General features: G+C 33.4%; 26 protein-coding genes and 2 pseudogenes. 2 read left to right on the top strand and 26 right to left on the bottom strand.

Annotated features, from left to right (window positions below):
• Positions 1-201: 201 nt before the first annotated feature.
• From istB to CLOCL_RS08040, 11 genes are all read right to left on the bottom strand, one after another.
• Positions 202-972 carry an IS21-like element helper ATPase IstB gene (gene istB / locus CLOCL_RS08090; RefSeq protein ID WP_014253722.1) on the bottom strand — a complete coding sequence of 257 codons (771 nt, stop codon included), beginning with the start codon at positions 970-972 and terminating at the stop codon, positions 202-204.
• Positions 973-989: 17 nt separating this feature from the next.
• Positions 990-2,441, bottom strand: coding sequence for an IS21 family transposase (gene istA / locus CLOCL_RS08085; protein ID WP_081467093.1), 1,452 nt, complete (start codon positions 2,439-2,441; stop codon positions 990-992).
• Between the two features lie 148 nt (positions 2,442-2,589).
• Positions 2,590-3,792, bottom strand: a complete 1,203-nt coding sequence (locus CLOCL_RS23125) for a polymorphic toxin-type HINT domain-containing protein (RefSeq protein WP_014254865.1) — start codon at positions 3,790-3,792, stop codon at positions 2,590-2,592.
• 321 nt (positions 3,793-4,113) lie between these two features.
• Entirely contained in the window at positions 4,114-4,488 is a 375-nt protein-coding gene (locus CLOCL_RS08075; protein WP_014254835.1) for a hypothetical protein, read from the bottom strand.
• A 29-nt stretch (positions 4,489-4,517) separates the two neighbouring features.
• The gene (locus tag CLOCL_RS08070; protein ID WP_014254838.1) at positions 4,518-4,970 is read right to left on the bottom strand and encodes a hypothetical protein; all 453 of its coding nucleotides are present in this window, start codon (positions 4,968-4,970) and stop codon (positions 4,518-4,520) included.
• 1 nt (position 4,971) lies between these two features.
• On the bottom strand, positions 4,972-6,666 hold the full coding sequence (locus tag CLOCL_RS21030; protein ID WP_052306585.1) for a polymorphic toxin-type HINT domain-containing protein: 1,695 nt from the start codon (positions 6,664-6,666) through the stop codon (positions 4,972-4,974).
• A gap of 445 nt (positions 6,667-7,111) precedes the next feature.
• Entirely contained in the window at positions 7,112-7,471 is a 360-nt protein-coding gene (locus CLOCL_RS08060) for a hypothetical protein (protein ID WP_014254863.1), read from the bottom strand.
• Positions 7,472-7,627: 156 nt separating this feature from the next.
• The gene (locus CLOCL_RS08055) at positions 7,628-8,095 is read right to left on the bottom strand and encodes a hypothetical protein (protein ID WP_014254845.1); all 468 of its coding nucleotides are present in this window, start codon (positions 8,093-8,095) and stop codon (positions 7,628-7,630) included.
• Between the two features lie 15 nt (positions 8,096-8,110).
• A complete protein-coding gene (locus CLOCL_RS08050; protein ID WP_014254862.1) occupies positions 8,111-8,836 on the bottom strand; it encodes a hypothetical protein in 726 nt (241 codons plus the stop codon).
• Positions 8,836-9,639, bottom strand: coding sequence for a polymorphic toxin-type HINT domain-containing protein (locus CLOCL_RS08045; RefSeq protein WP_014254861.1), 804 nt, complete (start codon positions 9,637-9,639; stop codon positions 8,836-8,838). The genes CLOCL_RS08050 and CLOCL_RS08045 overlap by 1 nt, the downstream gene beginning before the upstream one ends.
• Before the next feature lie 224 nt (positions 9,640-9,863).
• Entirely contained in the window at positions 9,864-10,148 is a 285-nt protein-coding gene (locus tag CLOCL_RS08040) for a hypothetical protein (protein ID WP_014253716.1), read from the bottom strand.
• A gap of 122 nt (positions 10,149-10,270) precedes the next feature.
• Between CLOCL_RS08040 and CLOCL_RS08035 the strand changes: the two genes are divergently transcribed.
• Positions 10,271-11,302 carry an IS6 family transposase gene (locus tag CLOCL_RS08035; RefSeq protein ID WP_014254860.1) on the top strand — a complete coding sequence of 344 codons (1,032 nt, stop codon included), beginning with the start codon at positions 10,271-10,273 and terminating at the stop codon, positions 11,300-11,302.
• 178 nt (positions 11,303-11,480) lie between these two features.
• Here CLOCL_RS08035 and tnpC read toward each other — a convergent pair.
• The 3 genes and pseudogenes from tnpC to tnpA form a co-directional block, all read right to left on the bottom strand.
• Positions 11,481-13,085 (bottom strand): annotated as a pseudogene (gene tnpC, locus CLOCL_RS08030) (IS66 family transposase).
• A gap of 64 nt (positions 13,086-13,149) precedes the next feature.
• Positions 13,150-13,503: an IS66 family insertion sequence element accessory protein TnpB gene (gene tnpB, locus CLOCL_RS08025; protein WP_014253715.1), complete on the bottom strand. Its 354-nt coding sequence runs from the start codon at positions 13,501-13,503 to the stop codon at positions 13,150-13,152.
• On the bottom strand, positions 13,500-13,853 hold the full coding sequence (gene tnpA, locus CLOCL_RS08020) for an IS66 family insertion sequence element accessory protein TnpA (RefSeq protein ID WP_014253714.1): 354 nt from the start codon (positions 13,851-13,853) through the stop codon (positions 13,500-13,502). Before tnpA ends, tnpB begins: the two co-directional genes overlap by 4 nt.
• Before the next feature lie 83 nt (positions 13,854-13,936).
• Between tnpA and CLOCL_RS22120 the strand changes: the two are divergent.
• Positions 13,937-14,158, top strand: a pseudogene (locus tag CLOCL_RS22120) (transposase); the annotation flags it as partial.
• Between the two features lie 398 nt (positions 14,159-14,556).
• On the opposite strand, the gene CLOCL_RS08015 reads toward CLOCL_RS22120, so the two are convergent.
• The 12 genes from CLOCL_RS08015 to CLOCL_RS07965 all read right to left on the bottom strand — a co-directional run bounded on the left by CLOCL_RS08015 (position 14,557) and on the right by CLOCL_RS07965 (position 22,591).
• On the bottom strand, positions 14,557-15,186 hold the full coding sequence (locus CLOCL_RS08015) for an Imm5 family immunity protein (protein ID WP_014254859.1): 630 nt from the start codon (positions 15,184-15,186) through the stop codon (positions 14,557-14,559).
• A 24-nt stretch (positions 15,187-15,210) separates the two neighbouring features.
• Positions 15,211-16,548, bottom strand: coding sequence for a polymorphic toxin-type HINT domain-containing protein (locus tag CLOCL_RS23120; RefSeq protein ID WP_014254858.1), 1,338 nt, complete (start codon positions 16,546-16,548; stop codon positions 15,211-15,213).
• Positions 16,549-16,717: 169 nt separating this feature from the next.
• Positions 16,718-17,206, bottom strand: coding sequence for a hypothetical protein (locus CLOCL_RS08005; protein ID WP_014254857.1), 489 nt, complete (start codon positions 17,204-17,206; stop codon positions 16,718-16,720).
• A 16-nt stretch (positions 17,207-17,222) separates the two neighbouring features.
• Complete coding sequence (locus CLOCL_RS08000) at positions 17,223-17,408, bottom strand: hypothetical protein (RefSeq protein ID WP_027621416.1); 186 nt, start codon at positions 17,406-17,408, stop codon at positions 17,223-17,225.
• A 359-nt stretch (positions 17,409-17,767) separates the two neighbouring features.
• On the bottom strand, positions 17,768-18,097 hold the full coding sequence (gene cdiI, locus CLOCL_RS07995) for a ribonuclease toxin immunity protein CdiI (protein ID WP_245532859.1): 330 nt from the start codon (positions 18,095-18,097) through the stop codon (positions 17,768-17,770).
• 218 nt (positions 18,098-18,315) lie between these two features.
• Entirely contained in the window at positions 18,316-18,753 is a 438-nt protein-coding gene (locus tag CLOCL_RS07990; RefSeq protein WP_014254854.1) for a hypothetical protein, read from the bottom strand.
• Between the two features lie 24 nt (positions 18,754-18,777).
• The gene (locus CLOCL_RS07985) at positions 18,778-19,119 is read right to left on the bottom strand and encodes a deaminase domain-containing protein (protein WP_051411155.1); all 342 of its coding nucleotides are present in this window, start codon (positions 19,117-19,119) and stop codon (positions 18,778-18,780) included.
• A 17-nt stretch (positions 19,120-19,136) separates the two neighbouring features.
• Positions 19,137-19,625, bottom strand: coding sequence for a polymorphic toxin-type HINT domain-containing protein (locus CLOCL_RS23115; protein ID WP_245532858.1), 489 nt, complete (start codon positions 19,623-19,625; stop codon positions 19,137-19,139).
• Positions 19,552-19,749 carry a hypothetical protein gene (locus tag CLOCL_RS23110; RefSeq protein ID WP_245532857.1) on the bottom strand — a complete coding sequence of 66 codons (198 nt, stop codon included), beginning with the start codon at positions 19,747-19,749 and terminating at the stop codon, positions 19,552-19,554. The genes CLOCL_RS23115 and CLOCL_RS23110 overlap by 74 nt, the downstream gene beginning before the upstream one ends.
• A 440-nt stretch (positions 19,750-20,189) precedes the next feature.
• Positions 20,190-21,167, bottom strand: coding sequence for a hypothetical protein (locus CLOCL_RS07975; RefSeq protein ID WP_014254853.1), 978 nt, complete (start codon positions 21,165-21,167; stop codon positions 20,190-20,192).
• A 165-nt stretch (positions 21,168-21,332) separates the two neighbouring features.
• Entirely contained in the window at positions 21,333-21,704 is a 372-nt protein-coding gene (gene cdiI / locus CLOCL_RS07970; protein ID WP_014254852.1) for a ribonuclease toxin immunity protein CdiI, read from the bottom strand.
• The gene (locus CLOCL_RS07965; RefSeq protein ID WP_245532891.1) at positions 21,701-22,591 is read right to left on the bottom strand and encodes a CdiA family toxin C-terminal domain-containing protein; all 891 of its coding nucleotides are present in this window, start codon (positions 22,589-22,591) and stop codon (positions 21,701-21,703) included. The genes cdiI (CLOCL_RS07970) and CLOCL_RS07965 overlap by 4 nt, the downstream gene beginning before the upstream one ends.
• Positions 22,592-22,734: the final 143 nt, after the last annotated feature.

Here is a 22,734-nt window from a genome sequence, read left to right as displayed (position 1 = left end):
GCCCACCATACCCCGTAGGTATTTCTTTTAAGTAGGGCTGAGGGGTATGATAAACTGGCCTGCCTTAACAGGCTATCATATGGGACCCATCTCATTATAAACCGCACTTAAAAAACTTTTTTCACGCTTTTAGTATACTACATACCTAATTGTTTGGATAAAATAAATATGTTTTTGTCAAAGAACAGTAACTTGCTAATTTTATTCATTCTCTTGCACTTTTGTGGATATAGCTTTAAGGCTTTCCTTGCTTTGCTTCATTCGATAGCTTTCGCCTTTTATAACTACAAAGTGACAATGATGAATAAACCTATCTAATATTGCTGTTGCTAAAACTGGGTCGTAGAATATTCTACCCCACTCATCAAAAACTTTGTTTGAAGTTATTATTATAGAGCCTTTCTCATATCTTCTCGATACGATTTCATAAAAGTCATCTACGCTATTCTGATTAAGCTTTTTTAGTCCTAGTTCATCTAGTATAAGTAAATCTGGATTTGTGTAGTACTTCAGCCTTTGACTAAAAGAATTGTCGGCTCTCGATAAATATAAGTCTTCAAGCATATGGTTTATTGTTGTAAATAATACATTGTATCCTTGAGATATAGCTTTTACTCCAAGTGCTATACCTAAATGAGTTTTTCCAGTACCTGGCGGTCCTATGAAGGCTACATTTTCTTTCTTGCGGACAAATTCACAGGTTGCCAAATTGTATATAAATCTTTTATTAATAGAGGGCTGTTGATTAAACTGATATTCCTCTAGTGTCTTTATTTGAGGAAATTTTGCCTTTTGCATCCTCTTTTTATTACCATTATCTTTACGGTTCGAAAATTCATCACTTAATAGCAACTCTAAGAATTCCATGTAAGACATCTGCTCTTTAATAGCTTGCTCATTTCTTGCCTCCACTGTTTTTATGAACCCCGATAGCTTTAACTGCCTTAATCTTGAAAACATTAAATCATTCATTCTTTTTTTACCTCATCTCAATTTAGAAGTTTTGAATACTCTGATAATGGCCTTGATAAGAAGGTTTCTTCTGAGTTAATATATGTTTGGTTTGTTTCTACAGGCAGCAAATCAATTCCCTGTTCACAAATTCGTTTTACCGTTTTATATTTCAGTGCATTGTACATATATGCCCTATGGCAGGCATTATCAATAGTAGCATTGTCATACTTTTTCTTTAAGGAAATTATTCCTGCAATAGCTCGATAGTTATATTTTGTTTCTACCTGCTCTAAGAATTTCTCAAAAAATATAGCTGCATGTTTTCCAATTTCACTCATTTTCTCTCGATATCTTGACTTTATCTCATTAGCCGTGATATTTTTATAATCAGGATAATGATTTTTATCTGTGAAGAATTTGCCCTTTTCATTCTTTTCTACGGGATGAAGGGCTATTTCTTTATCCTTATATACTGCCTTAAGTAGATTATCTATGATAACAATATCAACCTCCTCACCAATGTATGCATACGGTACAGAATAGTAGTTCCCCCTATATGAGATGTGACAGTTTGGCATCACAGTTGCCGAAGTTATTTCAGATATGTTGTATTCTTCCGTAGGAAGAGGGAGAAGTTTTTCTTTTTCATACGAATTGAATTCTTCAGATGGAACTTTTTTTGTTGTACCGTGTATTCTAACATTAGCTATAGTCTCAAGCCACTCCATTAAAAACGCTTTGGCCTCATCAATATCTTTAAATTCTCGTGCTTTAAAGCAGTTATCCTTCACATATTTTATATTTGATTCTACCTTTCCCTTATCAGTAGGTGTTGCTACCCTACATGGTTCGGGAGAAAATCCATAATGAGAAGCAAATGCTGCATAATTTCTTTGAACAACAGGCTCATAAAAATCAGCTTCCAATACAGCTGCTTTAAGATTATCGATCTTTACATTCTGTGGTACTCCTCCAAAATATCTAAAAGCTTTTTTATGACAATCTATGAATGTTGAAATACTCTGATCAAATACAATTTGAACATACATATATCTGGAATAGCTGAGTTCCATTACAAAAACCCAAGCCTTTTTGTACTTGCCGTCCGGAAGTTTAATAGTGCCAATATATCCAAAGTCCACTTGTGCCTCTTCACCGGGAAAACTGTGTAGTACCATATATGCTTTAGGTGGAGATTTTTTTATTTTAGCAACATATTTTTTTACAGTGTCATAACTACCCTGAAATCCAAATTCTCGCACTAAATCCTGATATATTCTTATTGCTTTTAAGTCTTTAGTTACTTGTATCTGAATATATTCCTTATATGGATCAAGTATTGAGCAAGTTTCTTTTCTTTCAACAATTCCTTTCTCATTAAGTTCATTAAGAACCCGTCTTACGGTCTTTCTGTCAATTTCAAGTATTTTTGCAATTTGTGTCTTGTTATATCCTTTTTTTGATAAAGTTTGTATTGTTGTATGCATCGCTACCCCCAACATTATTATCGACTCCCACTTATATAATTAACATTATGTTAATCTACAAGCAGAAGTTTGTGAATAGGTGGGGAATTTTCTTTCCCGAAATCGGGTAATTTAATTTTACCACTGACACTTTCATAAATACCTCCAATCACCATGTATCATAATGACCATCATAAACTTTTAATTCAATTCTATCTTTGTACCTTTCTCTAAACTGCTTTATGACCCATAATAAACTATCACATGGCGGATCTTCTGTAAAAAGTTTTATCGTTCCAGTAACATCTGGATTTTTATCTAAATGGTATTCAATTTCTTCAAGTAATTTAGCTTCACTATCAATATCCCGAAGCCAGCCAGATACATCAGTATAATCAACTTTTTCACCGCCAGATTTACAATAAAATTTTTCAAATAATTGATAATCAGGGTTGTTTACAACGTATCCGTCTGCAAACTTGCTTCCTTTGCTAATACCACTATGAGCTTTTAAGCTATTGCTTAATCCAGGTATTTCTCTGCTTAGCTGACAATCAGCAAAACCTATAACTCCACCTGATCGTAAAGAAGAATTAAGCGTGTTGGAATTCCGAATTTCCACGGCTCTTCTAATGAAATCGTTTACAATCTCAAGAATCTCATCACCAACATTCTTGGCAGCATACAAACCAATTCTTTTTAATTCATCGAGATCATTTATGCCACGTGCCTTAGCAGCTAAAACTGCTTTGTTAAATGCTTCTGTCATGACCTCACTACAATCATTGTGCACGAGCAGCTCATTTGTACCAACAAAATATGTATGATAATCCTCAACATTAAGGTTGTAAATCCTTACAGGTTCCTCCAGCTCAACAACTATTGTTGCTGTTACTTCCTTAAGCTCACCATCATCTGTTAAAATCCTATCCCCAACTTTAATATTCTTTGCAGATTTCCACCAGCCAGAATCTGTAAAGAATAGATGGCTTGATGTTGTATTTATCTCTTCATTTCCTACAAATAATTTTACCAGCTTGCTTGTATTTTTGATATACACATAATTTACTTTTTTATATCCTATCTCTCCCGACTTGACATCTTTTGAGAGTACATAGTCGCCGGTTTTTACCTCATCGATTCTCTTTAATCCTTCTTTTGTGGTTACTAATGTATCGCCGGTGAAACATCCTATTGTTGAGCATATTATCTGCTCAGGCGTCAAATCTGACTTAAACAACTGTATTTCAGTGTCGTCTCTTAATCTATACAATATAGTGTTATCAAGCTCTTTTGTTTCTTCAACCAATTCAAACAGTGCTTCAGGCTCTCTTTTTAAGCATGTCATCAGTTCATCTGTCGAATCGGACATTGACTTTACAATACTTTTTGCTGCCGCAGGTATGTCACCACATACTATTTGTAGTCCAATGCTGTCTATTGATACCTTTAATGAATTTATCCTAGTATCTTATGATTATCTATAATGTTAGTTTACCTTCATAAATTTATAAAATAAAAAGGTATATCAGAAAACTCCGACACTTTCAGTAGTTTTTTGATACACCATGTATTTCTGATTATATTATTCAAAGATAAAATATATTAATACAGTTAACTAATCCTTAATTGTTTATCATAGTAAACTATTTTACTGAGTTTTTTCAAACAGTCTTATGATCTAATTATTGAGTTACTTCGATAAATCATATTCTGAGTATTCCTCATCCCAAATAAGTTCATGATCATTCACATGTACATTCCATTTAGCATCAGGTATTACGCAACGTATAGCCGAAAGCAGTAAACTCCAATGTTGAAGGCCTTCCCAAATTGCTTCTTTTGAATTGTCGGGAAGTCTGGTAGAACCTTCAAAAATAATATCTGGTTCGCTAGGATCTGGGCCATATACACAAAATGGTTCCCAATTAAATCCTTTACCCGTTTCTAAATATTCTGAAATTTCCTTTTCTACCGAATATTCTTTAATTAAGCTGTCAATTGCTTGTTGCTCCTCTTTTGTAAGAGGTTTATTTCTTCTAGCTGTATAGTAAATTGATACACTCATATTTTCACCTCTACTATTATTATATAAATTTATTGGATTGCAAGAAACTCACGTTTGAAATCTTCATAAATGGCAAATGCTTCTGTTAATATCTCTTTTAGGTCTTCATAATTGCGAAATCTTGGGTCTTTTAAATTTTCTTCATCTTCTTCTAATAATCTCTTCATCATTACCCATACACCGCAACCGTAATAAATTTCATTTTTCCATACTGCCCATATCAACTCAACAAGTCCATATTTCAAACTAATATTGAATTGAAACTTAAATGGCGGAGTTTTTTTGACAACCTTAAAAAAGTTTTCGCGTTTGTCAAAAGTCGCTTTATATCCCAACTCACTGAATATGTTTAGAACTTCAGTGTTATCATATGATTTAAAACATTCAGTAGAGTCAAAAGCATATTTTGTAGATAAACGTTTATATCTTTCAACAAAATTAATTCTTTCTAAAGCTATTTTAATATCTGGTTTTAACTCCATGTTATTCACTCCTAAAGCGTATTTCTATACCATATTTGTTTTTAGCCAAATCAATATACTCTTGTATTTCACTAAAATTCAAATTTGAATCTGGTATTTCAAGTATTTGCTTACCTGAAAGTAACTGACCATCAATTTCAGGATATTTATTAGACCTTATTTTTGTACCGGGTTTATATTTATACTGCATTTCTCTTAAGTAGCCTTCAAAGGTCGATAATTGAATTTCTTCTAAGTCTGTGGCTTTTCTTGACACAATTTCTCCTTTATATGGGTCATATGAATCCAAGCGTTTCCCATTCTCCAAATGAACCTCATTAAATGGATACCATCCTTCTTTAATAGCTTTGTCATTAAAGGCATTTCCTCTAGCAAGTGGAGAATCGTTAATCCAGTAATCTCTTGCATCTTTCCAATCAGTCCGTTCTCTTGGAGTTTTTCCTTGTGCGTTCTTTCGTGCAACATACTTTTGATAATCAGCTTCTAAAATATCATCAACAAATTCTCCTGTTGGCTTGATATATTTACTTCTTGCACCATCTGCAGCAAACTGACCAATTTCAGAAAGAAGTTTGGGATCAGTTACTCCACAAGCTCTTGCTTCAGCAATAGCCTCCCTGCCAGCAGCCATCATTTCTTCCAAACAATTATTATGCACTAACAGTCCTTGGCTACCAACAAAATATGTATGGAACTCATCAACATTGAGGTTGTAAATCCTTACAGGTTCCTCCAGCTCAACAACTTTCGTTCCAGTTACTTCCTTAAGCTCACCATCATCTGTTAAAATCCTATCCCCAACTTTAATATTCTTTGCAGATTTCCACCAGCCAGAATCTGTAAAGAATAGATGGCTTGATGTTGTATTTATCTCTTCATTTCCTACAAATAATTTTACCAGCTTGCTTGTATTTTTGATATACACATAATTTACTTTTTTATATCCTATCTCTCCCGACTTGACATCTTTTGAGAGTACATAGTCGCCGGTTTTTACCTCATCGATTCTCTTTAATCCTTCTTTTGTGGTTACTAATGTATCGCCGGTGAAACATCCTATTGTTGAGCATATTATCTGCTCAGGCGTCAAATCTGACTTAAACAACTGTATTTCAGTGTCGTCTCTTAATCTATACAATATAGTGTTATCAAGCTCTTTTGTTTCTTCAACCAATTCAAACAGTGCTTCAGGCTCTCTTTTTAAGCATGTCATCAGTTCATCTGTCGAATCGGACATTGACTTTACAACACTTTTTGCTGCCGCAGGTATATCATCATCAAGCATCTTAAATATTATACCACTCTCAGTGACAAATTCATAACCTTTTTGGGTTCTTGTTATGCTTGCAATATCATCGAGCATATTGGCTTTTCCGGCTTTAATCAGTCCAATGCTGTCTGTTGCTACCTTTAATGAATTCTTTCCAAGCATCATTTTATCTGTTGCCTTTAAAGCCTTTGCCGCTATCTTCAAACCTGCACAGCCGTATTGAATAAGCTCTATTGTACCTAACATGGATAGGCACCAATTTACCATGTCGCCTTCAACAAAATATAGAATTGCATTTGTTCCATCAAAGAGTGTGCCGAATACAGGTATCATACCACCCAAATCAAGAAACCTATGAACTACATCTATTACTTCTAAATTTACAGTAGTGTTGGCATATTGGAATTCCCATTGAGGTCCCATCATATTTATGAAATCTTCTTTCGATATGATGTCTCCAAAATCGAAAAACATATTAAAATAGAATACATTTGTACATGTTTTGCTGATTTGACTTTAAAAAACTCTTATTTTCATATGTTGTCCTTTCAATCTTATCATCTATACCGTTAGATTGTAACGTAAACTCAGCAAACTGAATTTTTCCTGAAGGATTTTCTTATGGAGTGATAAACAATTTTTATTCAGTAACTAAATGTAGTAGCGTTGAATCTGTTTTCTCTTTACTAAGCATTAATGTTTAGACCTCTTTTTTGTGGTCCTCAATATTTTTTCTAAAAATTAAAAATTTACTTTTGGATAATGAAAAGCCTGGATTACAGAGTACCTAGCAAACTATATGTTAAAATAAAAACGCTGGAATAGTTAAATCCAGCATTTTACATCTCTTATTAAAATTTAATTAATAAAATTACTTTTTTGCAGAATTTGAGGCTATAAACTTTTTCTTTTCTAGCACAAAAGCATCTATCAACAACATTAGCTCAGATGTTTCAATTGTAACGATATCATTATCTTCTGCATATCGATCCTGTATTTGTACATAATCTGGTTTAATAGAGACTCTGCAATTATTACCATTTATTATATCTTCCTCCAACATGCCATTTTGAACCTTCGTGCAGTAATCTAAAACTCTATTAGCAATTTCCTCACTTTGTATATCTGAATTCAAGAAAATTTCAACTACTTTTAGCTCTTTAGGTAACCTAAAAATAAATCTGTCATGTCCATTTATATCTATAATTTCCACATAGTAATTATATTTCATATCAATTATCTTCCCTATTTTCTCTTATATAATATTTTTAATTTTTCATCAGTTGAAAATTTGCTTTGTCGTTTGTAAAATATGCCCTTATTTACATTAACCAGCTTTTATATTTTCATTGTCTACCATATGAAGAGCATATCAAGTTCCGTAGTTTTATTCTGTTTCTAATTTAACTGCCTCTTCAACTGAAAAAACTTTTATATTACTATTTTTCTTAACGTACACTCTTTTACATCTAGGACAGTAAAAAACTTCTCTTGGAAAAATAGGATCTTTATCTTTTCTAATAGCTTCTTCTATTTCTATCATTTCAAAATCATTCATACTGTATATTTTGATAAGATTATTGCTTGTTAATTCATTTTTGCATGAGCAGTCTATTGATTCAGTTAAATTATATTCCATAATATAAGTATATAATTTACTATCTGTTGGTTCCCAATTATATAATCGGTTACATTGCTCACAATGCCATATCGCTCTTGAAAATACTCGTATAGTTTCTCCTTTAACTAGTTTTATATAATTTGACCAGTCTTCATCTGTATATGACCAATAAATAGTTTTGTTTGGTACAATTGCATCTGACATCTTATTCCCACACTTACATGTTTTTATCATTGAGTATTCTCCTTCCTACTTAAAGAAATCTCCAAATTTCGTCCAGATCTCAACTACCTTATTGGGATATAACTGCTTTATTTCGTTCAATAAAGCTTCAGCTTGCTCCAAGTTTATATCAAGATTATTATATGCACAATCTAGTACTAATCTATCAGCATTTTTACCTGAAGGAGTTGGAGGAAAACTTTCATTAGCATACTTCAAAGCTTGGGTTCTTATATTATCAAAAGTTTGAGCATTTATACCTTTGAACTCAATTTTAACGCCATCAATTAAAAAGTCCGGTGTTTTTATATTTCCTTCTGGGATTCTGTATAAATCCTTTCCGTTAATAAGGTACTTATTAACTGCATTCCATTCCTCCACAGTAAGATTCTCAAAATTCCCGCTAATTTTACCCATCCATTTAGAAATATCTATATAACCGTTATCAATTGCATTTTGCAAGCACCATTTTTGACTTGAATCCAAGTACTTAAACTCTTCAAAGTTCAGTATCTTTTTCTGGATAAATGGTGATGAATCTAGATTATTTCTGATAACATTAATAATATTTTCCTTACTTACTCCTGCTCCAGCTAACCTAGTTGCTCTTGTTATATTTTGTTCAGTTTTTAATCCTAATGTTCCGAGTTCATAAACAATATCCGCTGCAATATTACCTATTTCTGATAGCTTAGCTGAATCTGTAATGTTTAATGATCTAGCATTTGCAATAGCCTCTCTGCCAGCACCCATCATCTCAGCAGTACATTATTATGTATCAACAGTCCTTGTTTACCGATAAAATATGTATGGAACTCATCTACATTGAGGTTGTAAATCCTTACTGCTTCCTCCAGATCAACAACTCTCGTAGCAGTTACTTCTTTAAGCTCACCCTCAGCAGTAAATATCCTATCCCCAACTTTAATATTCTTTGCAGATTTCCACCAGCCAGAATCTGTAAAGAACAGATGACTTGATGTTGTATTTATCTCTTCAGTACCTACTATTAATTGTACTAGTTTGTTTGTATTTTTGATATACACATAATTTACTTTCTTATATGCACTTTCTCCCGACTTGACATCTTTTGAAAGTACATAGTCGCCGGTTTTTACCTCATCGATTCTCTTTAATCCTTCTTTTGTTGTTACTAATGTATCTCCGGTGAAACATCCTATTGTTGAGCATATTATTTGCTCATGCGTCAAATCAGATTTAAATATCTTAATTTCAGTGTCGTCTCTTAATCTATACAATATAGTGTTATCAAGCTCTTTTGTTTCTTCAACCAATTCAAACAGTGCTTCAGGCTCTCTTTTTAAGCATGTCATCAATTCATCTGTCGAATCGGACATTGACTTTACAACACTTTTTGCTGCCGCAGGTATGTCGTCATCAATCATCTTAAATATTATACCATCTGTTGTAACAAATTCATAACCATTTTGGGTTCTTGTTATGCTTGCAATATCATCGAGCATATTGGCTTTTCCGGCTTTAATCAGTCCTATGCTTTCTGTTGCCATCTTTAATGAATTCTTTCCATGCATCATTGTATCTGATTTCTTTAAAGCTTCTTTCGCTATCTTCCCCCCATAGGTAACTCCAATAAGCTCATGTCTTCCTTTTTGCTATTTAATGCCTATTAATTGTAAGCGTCAAACAGGCCCGCACATGAATGACACAATCATTAATAAAAATGGTTGGAAAAGTTTTGTAAATCGATAAAACTTTTTCAACCAAAACTTAATCTTTAATTTTTACAACCTATGTGCATCTAAATTAAGTTGGGTCTTTTTTCACCCAACCATTCATTGAAAGCATTGGCAATTTCCATTCTGAACTCTTCATCTGACAAACCAAGAGATGTTCCGAGTTCATATGCCTGATCCACAGTATAAGCAAATCTTTCTGCTAATTCGCTGTTCTCATTCTCCATATATGGAAAATGCTCTATTACATAACCAGAATAATCTATATCAAATAAATACCTCTCTATTCCCCCATTAATAAAATACGTGATAAATTTGATCATAAATATCGTATGTTTTCCAACTTTCATTCATCTTCCTCCCACGCATATTTCTCGCTCTGTAAACTTAAATGAAAATTGAGGACTTCAATCCTCTGTGGTACAATGTTTTTGCCAGAAAACAAATACCTCCCAGAAAGGATGAAGTCCTCATGCAAAAAATTGTACCAATTAAGTGCCCAAAATGCAATAATAAAGATTCTTTTTATCGCTATGGCAAAGATAGAGATGGTTATCAAAAATACCTTTGCCGTAAATGTAATCACCAATTTGCTCCTGATAGACCAACGTCTAAAAAGGTGCCTAAATACCCCCGTTGCCCTGTTTGCGGTAAAGCAACATTTCTTCATCACGATTATGAATACTACTCTAATTACCGTTGTTGTGATAAAAAGTGCAATTATTCTATGTTTGTTCCTAAACCAAATAATATATTACCTGCATCTATGTCTAAACTTGTTGGTAAGAATGATTTTAAACGTATGCGTTACCCAGTGCATATAATTATTACTGCTCTATCTATGTTTTACCTTGGCAAAAATTCTTTTAGAAATATTGCCTTAATACTTAGAGTAGCCCATAATGTTAAGGTTTCTCATACTACCATTAGCAATTGGTGTAAAAAGTTTGCTCCATTCTTTAATAATCTCTCTTTGGAACTTATACCAATGTTAGATTTTAATTCTGATGAATGGCATGCTGACGAAACAGTTATAAAAATTAATGGCCAAAAATATTATATTTGGTTTATCATAGATTCAGAAACCCGCTTTGTCTTAGGTTTTCATTTATCGCCTTATAGAGATTCTAGCCAAGCTTTTGCTTTGCTTAATTCTGTTAAAGATTTAGGTACTGTTAATGCCATAGTTAGCGATCGATATAGTGCTTATAAAGTACCAGTTAAATCTGTGCTAGGTAGTTCTGTTAAACATATTCGCGTTGAAAGCTTTAAAGATGATGTTTCTAATAATTTAATAGAGTCTTTCCATCATCAATTTAAAGCTTGGTATAAGACTAAGCAAGGTTTTAATTCCTTTGAATCAGCCAACAACCTAATCAGCATGTTCATATTTTTCTATAATTTTGTTAGGCCTCATTCATCTCTTAATGGCTTAACGCCAGCTCAAGTTGCTGGATTAAATCTAACTGAAAGAGAGAAGAAAAAGTATCTTCTTGTAGCATAAATTTTGCTTTAATTTCGCCAAAATATTTTTCAAATGTACGTCCTTGAGATTGTCAAGGGCGCGCGTTAGCGCGTTCATTTTACCCTTGACAATCTCAAGGCGGACTTTTATAATCGTCAAGGCGAAATTGAAAGTAATTTAAAGCAATTCTATAAAACATTGTGCTATTTTTTCATGTTTAGTTTACAAAGCCATATTTCTCAGGCTCTGTTCTTTTGGATTGCGGTATAAACACCTTAGCAGGTATTTTCATGCTACCAGGCAGAAAATCAGCAAATGTGCTCACATAACCAGGCTTCCCTAGATTAGGGGCTTGACTAAATATCCATGACAAATATTCAAAAGGATTCAATCCATTCTCTTTTGCTGTTTCAACAAGACTGTAATACACCGCGCTCGTTCTCGCACCACCTGGCGTATTACTGAAAAGCCAATTCTTCCGTCCGATTACGAAAGGCTTTATACTTCGCTCTGCACGGTTATTTGATATCTCCAATCGTCCATCCAGTATATACCTCTCAAGATATTTTCGCTGGGACTGCGCATATTGTACTGCTTTACCCAGATGGGTTTTGGGTAGTACATTTAATTTTCTTATCCAATCATAAAATTCATCTATGATAGGCTTTGATTGCTTCTCTCGTTCTTTTAACCGGGTTTCCGGGCATAGCAATGCAAACTGTTTCTCTAAATGAAACAGTTTATCACAATATGTTACTCCCTTTGCTGCATTAGATGTTGCTTGCTTTTCTTTGGGCAGGGCTTCCATCGCTTCAAAAAACTTTCGCCGTACATGGGCCCAACAACCTATTACAGTAATTTTTTCGGGCAGCTTGTAATACCCGTTATATCCGTCTGCATGTAAATATCCACTAAATTCTTTTAGAAATTCCTCCGGATGTATATGTTTTCTGTCCGGCTGGTAGTCATAAAGTATTATCTGATGTTTTGCCTCCCCGCTCGTTCGGTACAGCCACATGTAACTCTTCGACTGTGCCGCCTTCCCTGGTTCTTTTTAGCACCTGTACCACTGTTTCATCTGCATGCAGTACCTCATGCTCACACAGCCGTTTCTTCATCTCCTCATATATCGGTTCCAGCCAATTCTCACAGGCTTTTATCAACCAATTTGACATTGTCTGCCTTGATATCTCAATGCCATTTTGTTTCCATTCCTGCTCCTGACGATATAAGGGAGACCCCATCATGAATTTTTGTGTAGCTATATGGGCAATTGTCTCAGGTGATGCAAAACTTCCCTTTATGACCGGTTCCGGTATATCTGCCTTTACAATGGAAGTATGGTCGGATGTTTTTTCACAGTTCCGGCATGAATAAACATGCCTAATATGACGCACTATTACCGCTTTTGCCGGAATAATCTTCAACTCATCACGAGTTTCCTTTCCCATTGTATGCAATTCACTACCGCATTCCGGGCAAATACATTCCTTTTCGGGTAACTTGTGCTCTATTACCTCCACCGGTAAATCTTCAGGAAGTTTATCTGTTGTTAGACGTGTTCTCTTACGGTAATGAGCTTTTACTTCTATCCTTTCTTGCTCGGTAATAGCTAAATTATGAGTCTCTTCCTCTTCATTATTAAAAAGATTGATTTGCTCAATCTTTGTTTGTTCGCCAAGATAACACCGAATTGTTTACGCTTTGAAAGGCGTATTTGTTCCATGAACCATTGGACTTGCTGTTCCAACTCGGCAATCCTGCGATCCTTTTCTTCAATTATACCAAGTAATTTTTCTACTGAAATTTCTTGTCTCTTCATGGGATAATATTACCATAAAAATTACATTAAATCCAGCTTTTTGATCCTTTTTTTGAATTTCTTCTTACGAAATTTGACGCTCTAAAACTTCCTTTCTCCTGAGCTTTTTCTCTAATCTGGCACTATCAATAAGACAAGCTAATTCGTTTACATCAAGAAGCATTGTGGTTGAATCTTCTTCTGTTGGCCAGCGAAATCGCCCTCGTTCTAGCCTCTTAAAGTACAGCCAAAACCCATCTCCATCCCATTCAAGGATTTTTATCCTGTTTCTATTTCTGTTACAGAACACAAACAGTGCATTCATAAACGGATCAAGTGAGAAACTTTCTTGTACCAGTGTTATTAATCCGTTGATAGATTTCCTCATATCCGTTAATCTTCCGCAAAGATACACTGGTTTTTCATTCCATCTTATCATAACGACATCAACACCTGGCAAACTTTTTTCAATAATTCTAAGTCTGTTTCCGTATTTACAGTGACATTACAGCCATTAATTTTAATTTCCAGTGTAGCTTTTGCAGGGTACACCGGTTTCGATGCAAGCTGCATCCATCCACTTGGTACTTCGATTTTGGGTTCTTTTACTTCTTCAACTACTGTACACTTTGCTTCACTGACTTTCTTTTGCCAATAGTAGTATGTAGCTTTGCTTACTCCATTCGTTCGGCAAAACTCTTTGATACTTTGCCCACTTTCAAGCCGGTTTTGTATTAATTGTGCCCACCTAGATAATTGTTGTTCAGTTGTTACTTTTTCCATGTCCATACAATCACTCCGTTTATTCTTTTTTACAGTGATTGTATCAACTTCGCAACCATTTTACTATGTGATGATCTATTTGACGGTTACGGATAATTTACACAACAAATATAATTGAAGGATTGCATCGGCAGTTCCGTAAGGTTACAAAATCTAAAACAATATTCCCAACAGACAGTTCATTGGAAAAGATGCTGTATTTAGCATCAATGAATGTAGTGAAAAAATGGACACAGCGTTACAAGAACTGGGATAGAGTTCTTAGCCAACTGGTGATTCAGTACCCAGGTAGGTTGGAGAACTATATTTAAAAGCATTCACCCCCACCGCCCTCAAGGGCTCGTCCTCATTGCCGGACGGGCTAGACCTCACAAAATTAAAAATCTGGGCTTAAAACGCTAATAACACCCATTATAAATAATTATTGCCAGATTTAATCACGTTTATGTATAAAACTTAATAAATCCGGCAATAATATACAATGTAAAGGTAATATAGAGTTGTATTCTGTAAACCTTGTAAACTTGAATTTACTTGCCAGAGAAGGATTACATAAATTCTAATACACAGAATTATTTATACTCCCTTAGGTTGAGATTCTTTTGTCATATTGTTCAAAATCTGCATGGTTATATTTGTTTAGTTTCCTATGTATTAGCATTTTAATTTGCCTGATGTAACTTTTGCAACCAACAGGTAAAACTAATTATTAGTCTGCAAAAGCCATATAAGCTTCTGGGACAGCTTCATTTATGTACCATAACCAAAATTCTCGCCGTTTCTCTATGTTTGTATTTTCCCAAGGTCCACTACCGGAATATGCAATTGCAACACAAAATGATGTGTCCCAGTCATAAGCATCATAATCACTATCCAATCTACTATCATTACCATAAACAAGTATACTTTCGTCTTTTATTGCAACATTTAAAACACTAATTGCAGCTCTCCCAACTGTTACTGCTAAATAATATCTTTCCTCTCCTCCCTTATTATCAAGGTCTGTTACAAAGTGGCTCATTTCATTCCAAATAGACTCATAATTAGTTTTTCCAGTAACATATTCGTTAGCAATTTCTAAACATCTCATGGGTCTTTTGTCATTTGGAAAAGCTTCGTTCCAAATATTCATTACTTTTTCAACACACATTGTTGCTAATTTGAGCCTTCTTTTGAGTCCAATTGTTGAACTTGCTCTATATTTTTCTTTAATTTCAAAAGCACCAAAAGTTTTCCAAATAATTCTACGTAAAGGTAATATTAATTCACCATTCGGATGATATAAAACCTCTTTTCTTGTCAATTCCAAAACATTAAGTAATTCTTCAGATAGAGCCATTGTAATAATCCTCCACTTTAAGTATTAATGCGGTATTTCAATAATAGTAATTCCATCTGGCATAAAAATTCTTGTTATATTTGAGTCTGATACTACTTTTTCAGTATTAGAGAATTTTGCTAGTTTCTTAAAGTATTCTACACAATCTGAACACATTGGCCTTGATACTCCTAAAGCCTTATTTGATAAAAGTGATAATTGCTTTTCTGCATGGCTTGCATTATATTGTCCCGGTATCCCATTATCAAAAATATCTGTCTTTAATGTATGCCCAATTTCATTACTCTTCGCTATTACATCTTGTGGAGTTGCTGCACGGTTAAAGTATTCTGCACCTTGGGTTATTTCAGCCCATCCGCTTAAAGTATTAGTTGTGCCATCTGATGCAATAGCTTTACTTCCATAACCTAGCATTGATGAAAGCTCTGATGCCTTACTTAAAGATTTCCTAGCTAATGGAACATTTTCAGCTGCCACTGTCCCTAGTTTTGAAAGAATATTCGAGTCTGTAATACCTTTTAATCTAGCATTTGCAATAGCTTCCCTTCCGGCACCAATCATCTCGGCAGTGCAATCATTATGTACAAGCAATCCACTTGTACCAACAAAATATGTATGGAACTCATCAACATTTAGGTTGTATATCCTTATTGCTTCCTCCAGTTCAACAACTCTCGTTGCAGTTACTTCCTTAAGCTCACCATCATCTGTTAAAATCCTATCCCCAACTTTAATATTCTTTGCAGATTTCCACCAGCCAGAATCTGTAAAGAACAGATGACTTGATGTTGTATTTATCTCTTCAGTACCTACTATTAATTGTACTAGTTTGTTTGTATTTTTGATATACACATAATTTACTTTTTTATATCCGATTTCTCCCGACTTGACATCTTTTGAGAGTACATAGTCGCCGGTTTTTACCTCATCGATTCTCTTTAATCCTTCTTTTGTTGTTACTAATGTATCTCCGGTGAAACATCCTATTGTTGAGCATATTATCTGCTCAGGCGTCAAATCAGATTTAAATATCTTAATTTCAGTGTCGTCTCTTAATCTATACAATATAGTGTTATCAAGCTCTTTTGTTTCTTCAACCAATTCAAACAGTGCTTCAGGCTCTCTTTTTAAGCATGTCATCAATTCATCTGTCGAATCGGACATTGACTTTACAACACTTTTTGCTGCCGCAGGTATGTCGTCATCAATCATCTTAAATATTATACCATCTGTTGTAACAAATTCATAACCTTTTTGCGTCTTTGTTATGTTTGCAATATTATCGAGCATATTGGCTTTTCCGGCTTTAATCAGTCCTATGCTTTCTGTTGCCATCTTTAATGAATTCTTTCCATGCATCATTGTATCTGATTTCTTTAAAGCTTCTTTCGCTATCTTCCCCCCATAGGTAACTCCAATAAGCTCATGTCTTCCTTTTTGCTATTTAATGCCTATTAATTAATATAAAAAGTCCCGAAGCTGTATTTTCTACAGTCGGGACAATACATTTGTATAACTCAAGCATCAACACTTACAGTTCATCTATATCAATAGGTTCCACATCAACAAATTTTTCATACCAATTATTTAATGGATAGTATGCAGCATGTACTATTTCCAGTTCGTTATATCTTAGTACATACATTCCTCCAATCTCAAGTAATCTTATTAATGGTTCATATACACTTAAATACTTAATAGCTTTTGGCTCTTTATCAGCATATTTAGCTAATTGTATATAGTACTGAATTATGTCTTTTGTATATGAATTTTTTTCTAAAAATTCTACAGTTTCTTTATTGCAATAGTCAGAAATAGATATATCTCCATCAATATCACCCATAAAACTTGCTATATTAGAGACAAAAGGCATTGTAGGTTTTATAGATTCATCTTTAAAAAATTTAGCTAACCTTCTTAGAAATTCATACCCTACATCTGCCTGTGCTTTTGAAAAATTCATACCTACTTCATGCCACTTTATTTTATTGATTCTTTCCACTGCTTTTTCAAGATACATTTTATACACCTCTCAATTAATAATAGATTTCAGCATCAAAATATTTTAGAAAATCCTTTGATTGATCATATCCAGGAAATTTAGGAGGATTCGGAGCAGTCAAAGCTGCTTTATCATGTGCATTTTTTACAGGATTTTCATCAAATCTCTTTGTTGTCGCATTCCATGTAGAAGGATCTCTATAAGGCATTCCTTCATCCATATATTTTTTTCTAGCAACTCATGATTTCTAAGCTGTATAAACCATTCTTTTTCAGCATCCGTAAGTTTCCTTGTTTGTGCCACTTGCCATCCGTAAGCAATATCTGCATCTCCCTTAAAATATAATGTTTCAAGAGGTTTACCATCTACTGATATTTTATGAGTATTCAAAAACAAATGGTTTTTCATATCTATAATATCAACAAATCAATTATTTCTAAAATAAGAATTGTATCACAAAAAATTATTATAGCTTGTGAAGAGTGGATGGAACAGATATTTGATTAATATCTAAAATTGAATTTTAAGTAAAAGCCAGATACATTTTACGCATCCAGCTTTTACATTTTTTAATATTAATCATATATTATATCTGTCCCTTATCGATTTCAGAGCTTCTTCAACCTTATTCTGTTCTTCGGGATGATCTTCTAAATAATCATCACAAGCCATTTTTAGAAACTTATAAAAAGTGGCATAGTCTACAATTACTTTTCTTTCATTCCCTCCAGTAGAATCAACAAATTGCACGCCACTTTCAAAATAGCCATCTTCAAGTGGATGCCAATTGCTTGCAAAAGAGCAACTATAATAATCGATTCCAAAATCCACAATCCTTGGAAAACAGAGTAATTGCCTCTCATAATAATTTTCCTCTCTTACCATTCCAACACTGGATGATAGTTTCAACCTTACCTGTTACAGGATTACAATAACCAGTAAACTTTAAGCCGTTAGGTGCTGTTCAATTTAATCAACGGTTGAAAATTTGCTGTTTCGTCCCTTAAAATATGCTCCTCCTTAAGTAAACAGTTTTTATATTTTTGCTGTCTACCATAAGGGAAACATATCAATTCCTACAGTCGGATATAATTTTGCTCTATTAGATAGATGTTTACTTAAAGTTTTTATAGATTATGACGTTTTATAATTTTAATTAGATCATTACTTTCTTCAAACATACAATCCTTCAACTCATCAATATGTCTAATAGGCAATCCTTCTTCCTTCCCATACTTTTCATAAAGACTATGTAAAGTTGTTCTAACAAGTTCATAATCTTTAATTGCACATCTTACAACTACTGTATATATCCAATCTCCAGGATCGCATTCAATAAGGATAAAGCATCTATTATCGTGTTCATTTCTAAACAAGCAGATGCTTTCTTCACCATACTTTCTTGTCCGATTCCACATCGTTTTTTTTATTAGCTCTGTATCAATACTAATATTTAAAATCTCGCCCAATTCCAAAGCTATTTGCTCAGAATAGTCACCTGGGAAATTTATTGAGCATTGTCGTAAGTCATCGAATTTTGAATTTAAATCGTCAAACTTTTCCAAAATAACTCACACCTTTCATATTTTTTATTCATATATATAAGGATACTTCCAAATAATATTTATTGTTATATTAGGATAGTGTTTCCTAAATTGCTGCATAACACCATAGCAGCTTGGACAAGGTTCTAATTCTGTAAATAGGTTCATAATACCTTTTGAACTCGTACTTCCCCAGTTTATATTACCATCTGCACTCTTTGCTGCACCTAGTTCGCTTGCAATTTGTTCTAAAATCTTGGCTTCAGTATCAACAGCTCTGTTAGCATCTTTTACAAAATATGTAGTAAACAACCTATCTGCTTCATTTTGTATGTACGGAACAAGACCAGGTATGTCTGATGTACTACTATATGCTATAAAATCCATTTTTCTGTTATCAATTACTAACTCGTAAATGACATATTTCTCGCAGAACTCGTCAAACCTTTGGAACTTCTGATTCCTTGTACCAGTTCATAGTAGTATTCACTTACGATTTTCCATTCATCTGAGCCAGGAACAATTTCTCTACCAATTTTAAGAATATCTACTATAGATGCGGCTCCTGAGCCAATATCAGAAAGCAATTTTGTATCTGTTATGCATCTTAATCTTGTATTTTCAATTGCTTCTCTGCCTGCTACCATCATATCGAGTGTACAATCATTATGTACAAGCAACCCATTAGTTCCTACAAAATATGTATGATAATCCTCTACATTGAGGTTGTAAATCCTTACTGCTTCCTCCAGTTCAACAACTCTCGTTGCAGTTACTTTCTTAAGCTCACCGTCAGCTGTTAAAATCCTATCCCCAACTTTAATATTCTTTGCAGATTTCCACCAGCCTGAATTTGTAAAGAATAGATGACTTGACATCTTTTGAGAGTACATAGTCACCGGTTTTCACTTCATCAATTCTCTTTAATCCTTCTTTTGCTGTTACTAATGTATCACCGGTAAAATATCCGATTGTTGAACATATTATCTGTTTCTGTGTCAAATCAGATTTAAGCAACTGTATTTCCGTGTCATCCCTTAATCTATATAAGATAGTGTTATCAAGCTCTTTTGTTTCTTCAACTAATTAAACAGTGCTTCAGGCTCTCTTTTAAACATGTTATCTGTTAATTCAGACTTTGCCCATACAACACTTTGTCTGCAATAGGTATATTATTAATTATATTGAATATTATACTATTTATAATTAAATTTTGTTTGTTGCTACGTTTTATGAATTCTTTCTTAGCATCATTACAAATAATACTAGGTTATCTTTATAGTTATATAAAGCAAAAAGGTATATCAAAAAACTCTGATATTTGGGGAAAGCTTTTTGATACACCTTTGTTTCAGTTATATTATTAAAGTATGAACTATATTAGTTCAGTTTATAAATACCTAAGTCTATTATCTTAATTTATTTACAAAATATTCCACACTAGCCTATCTGCCTCATTATAATGTTATATTATCGACTTTGATTGAAATTGTCTTCCATCTGTTGTCAATCACTTCAATTTCACGTATTTCTACCTTTACAGCCTTTGATTTCTCTATCATTTCATTTTCATTATTCAGATACCTTTTCATCATCTTAGTGCCACCATTTTCAAAATGTCCATTAAGGATTTCAATTGTAGGGTCAATATTTTCTGGTGGTCTATTCATTAAATCATGTGCAACAACATCCATTCCAGTAATTTCTCGAAATTTTTGTTGAATAATCCTGTTTTCAGGTCTATCGAAGCTGAAAATATCCTCATATAATAGCACCCTTCTAGCTCCATTATCGAATTGTACATTTTCATAGCCATCTTTAAAAGATGCAATCAAATTTTCAGGTATATATTGATAATAATCGATACCGAACCACATAGCCCAACTGGAACCAAACCATAAATCATTCACCATATGGGAGTGTCCTGGATTTTGCTCAATATCAACAATTCTATCATTTCTAAAATATGGGTTCTGTATTAACTTCAAGTGAGCATATGACTTATTATAGCTTATATAGTTTTCCAATTGCTCTGTATTCTGCCAAAAATAATCTACACCATCGCAAATATGCCCTACTATCGCCTTATCCTCAATAAACAAGTCATTTATTGAAGAAAAAATTTCATTTCTGGCATTGATAAAAATATTGGGGTTAAGAGAAATACTAAAAATGCAATTAATTTTCTTTTTTAAAATACGAAAGTGATTTTTTTTATCATATGCCTCAAATACAAATTCATCTTCAACTTTTAATAAATTTGAAAGTATTTCACAAAATTGTACTTCAGAATAATTAACATTTTTTGTCTTTTTATTCTGTCGTATTCGAATAGTATCAAAAGATATTAGTCTTAAATTACTGAATTTATCAAAAATATCATAACCTAAACATTTATTTTTTAGTATAATTTCTACATTCACCCTATCTTCCATTTTAAAACTCCTTTATTATCAATTCTGATTTAAAATTAGCTTATTAAAGCATTAAAGCCTGTGAAGAGTGGTTAGAACTGACATATCAAAAAATATCCAGAAGTGAATTTTAAGTAAAAGCCAGATACACTTTACGCATCCAGCTTTTACATTTTTTAATATTAATCAGATATTATATCTATCCCTTATCGTTTTCAGTGCTTCTTCAACCTTATTCTGTTCTTCGGGATGATCTTCTAAATAATCATCACAAGCCATTTTTAGAAACTTATAAAAAGTGGCATAGTCTACAATTACTTTTCTTTCATTCCCTCCACTAGAATCAACAAATTGCACGCCACTTTCAAAATAGCCATCTTCAAGTGGATGCCAATTACTTGCAAAAGAGCAACTATAATAATCGATTCCAAATCCACAGTCCTTGGAAAACAGAGTAATTGCTTCTTTAAAATCTTTATCATTTAATCTGTTAAAATAGTTAATCATTGGACTATATTCGCTTACGTATTTCCCGGAATATTTAATTCTCACTCTCATGATAATTTTCCTTTCCTACCATTCCAACACTGGATGATAATTTTCAATTTAACCGTTACAGGATTCCAATAACCAGTAAACTTTAAACCGTTAGGTGCTATTCCATTTATAATTGTGTTGCTATTATATTGATATTTAAGTCTGTATCCATTTATCCCTTCAGCCATAGCCTGTTCACCTAACCTTAACATTTCTGCATCTGATATTTTAGTCGGGTCATAAATTGTTTTCTTAAAAATTTCATTTTTGTATACAATATTTCCATATTCATCTTTTATTATATTGCCTGCACCGTCCTTTGCAGGTATTTGAAATCTTATTTCTTCTACTCCTGCTATCGAAGAAGGAGTTCTAGATATTTCTTTAATTTGGATGTTATTGTCTGCTATATATTTAAAAAAGTTTTCTTGGTTATGCCCACCTATAAATGCACTTGATTGAGTAAAGTTTTGTACATCAGTTAAATGGAGGTCATACCCGCTTTTTAAAATTGAGTTAATTCCAGATGTTCTATATATCTTTAGTGAATTAGCTTGTGCAATTGATAATTGGCTTAGTGCCGTAGCTACTTCATCACTAATTCTAACAAGTTCTGTCGGGTCAGTTATCCCCCTTTTAAGGGCATCACCAATAGCATAAGCAGCTTCTTCACCAATTATCGAAAGTGCATTGGAATCTATCATACCCATTCTTTTTGCTTCTGCAATAGCATCTCTAGCAGCACCTATCATCTCTGCCTTACAATCATTGTACACAAGTAGACCATTTGCACCTACAAAATATGTATGATAATCCTCAACATTAAGGTTATAAATCCTTACTGCTTCCTCCAACTCAACAACTCTTATTGCTGTAACTTCCTTAAGCTCACCGTCAGATGTTAAAATCCTGTCTCCAACTTTAATATTCTTTGCAGATTTCCACCAGCCAGAATTTGCAAAAAAACAGATAACTTGATGTTGTATTTATTTCTTCATTATCTAATATTAATTGTACCAATTTGCTTGTATTTTTGATATACACATAATTT

Source organism: Acetivibrio clariflavus DSM 19732 (genome assembly GCF_000237085.1).
In the GTDB taxonomy this organism is placed as follows: Bacteria; Bacillota; Clostridia; order Acetivibrionales; family Acetivibrionaceae; genus Acetivibrio; species Acetivibrio clariflavus.
The sequence above is the reverse complement of the archived record's forward strand: the minus strand, read 5'-3'. Positions and strand labels throughout refer to the sequence as shown.